Origin of the sequence: Anaeromusa acidaminophila DSM 3853, from assembly GCF_000374545.1 — a bacterium.
Classification (GTDB): Bacteria; Bacillota; Negativicutes; order Anaeromusales; family Anaeromusaceae; genus Anaeromusa; species Anaeromusa acidaminophila.
The window spans coordinates 1-1325 of the sequence record NZ_KB894641.1; the positions used below are offsets into that span (position 1 = coordinate 1).

Here is a 1325-nt window from a genome sequence, read left to right on the forward strand (position 1 = left end):
AAAATGGGAGACGTTGCTGTCCGCACTCGTATAATCGTCTGCGGGTCTAAGCCGCCGCCACTCTTTTCCAGAATGAAGGCATCCTTTAGCTTTTTCCCGATTGCCGCCGCGATTTTCTCAGCAGTCGGCTTGGTAACCGCAGTCCCACGAACCGCCTCCTTCAATGTGGGCATCGTCACGCCTGCCTTTCTTGAAGTGGGACGCCATGAGCCTTTCGGCAGATAGGCGGGGTCTTTCAATCGGTAGGTTTCAGTCGTTCTGCCATTATTGAGCAGCAGATTGAACAATTCATCAATCCTTGCTGTGGTGACGTCCTTCAGCTTCAGATGGCCGATGTACGGCAGCACATACAAATCAATCAGTTTTCGGTTGCCGTACATGGTAGCTTCTTTCAGCTTATGCGGCGCGATCTGCTTGTAATACCACTCCACCAGTTCCACAAAGCGAATGTTCTCATTCATATTCGCCATGCCCTGGCACTTCTTCTCAAATTCGTGAGCAAAGGCCAGCGCCAGTTTTTCAGCCTTGCCGGGAGTAACACCCTCCGGCGGTTTGAAGGTCGTGGTTTTTCTGATTTGGCGTCCTTTTAAGTCATAGCCAAGGGACACCATGATGCGAAAGGTATCGCCCCGCTTATTAACACTCGGCATCGTCCTTCACATCCTTTTTCAAACGAATGCTTACCGAGAAGCCGCTTTCCGCAAACAGCGTACCCTGCTCATGGCATCTAACCATTTCCGCGCGGATAAGGCTCTCGACCGCCGCTTTGCCATATTCATCAAGCCTAAGGTATGCAGTCACTGTTTCATTGAAGCTGTCTTCCGCTGCCCACACGCCAAGTTGGTCGATATCTTCCTCAGTCATTTTAGGAGAAGAAGCATCGTTGGAGTAGCCAAGAATGTAGTCTATTCGCTTATCGAAGATCTCCGAAAGCTGATTTAATGTTTCAAAGTTTGGCTCCCGTTTGCCTGTTTCCCACATGGCAACCGTTCCTTTGGATACTCCCATCGTTTCGGCAAGTTGAACCTGCGTAATGCCTTTTTCAGTACGAATTTCTTTCAGTCTATCAGCAAACATCTCTATCACCTCGCAGCTTTATATTATCACTAAATGTTAACCCAGTCAAGCGACTTATAACATTTTGTTAGATTGTTTTGTGTTGTATCGTTTTTTTAGATAACCATGTGTGAGATTAACCATTGAACTTTCTCACTATTAGTTATATAATAGTGTATAGAAACTCACGGAAGGAGAGAATTTCATGGAACACAAAAAACCGACCATGCTGACAATCCGGGAAATTGCCAGAACCGGCGTTTTGCCGG

2 protein-coding genes are annotated in these 1325 nt (G+C 47.2%); both read right to left on the bottom strand.

Going from position 1 to position 1325, the window contains the following annotated elements; translation table 11 throughout:
- The coding region (locus tag C508_RS19740; protein ID WP_018704833.1) for a tyrosine-type recombinase/integrase at positions 1 to 650 on the bottom strand (650 nt) is incomplete at its 3' end.
- Positions 637 to 1077, bottom strand: a complete 441-nt coding sequence (locus tag C508_RS20085; RefSeq protein ID WP_018704834.1) for a helix-turn-helix domain-containing protein — start codon at positions 1075 to 1077, stop codon at positions 637 to 639. The genes C508_RS20085 and C508_RS19740, both read right to left, overlap by 14 nt.
- Positions 1078 to 1325 lie beyond the last annotated feature (248 nt).

Excerpts from the sequence above, each read along its gene's own strand:
- C508_RS20085 (WP_018704834.1), bottom strand. The coding sequence starts at position 1,077 with ATGTTTGCTGATAGACTGAAAGAAATTCGTACTGAAAAAGGCATTACG.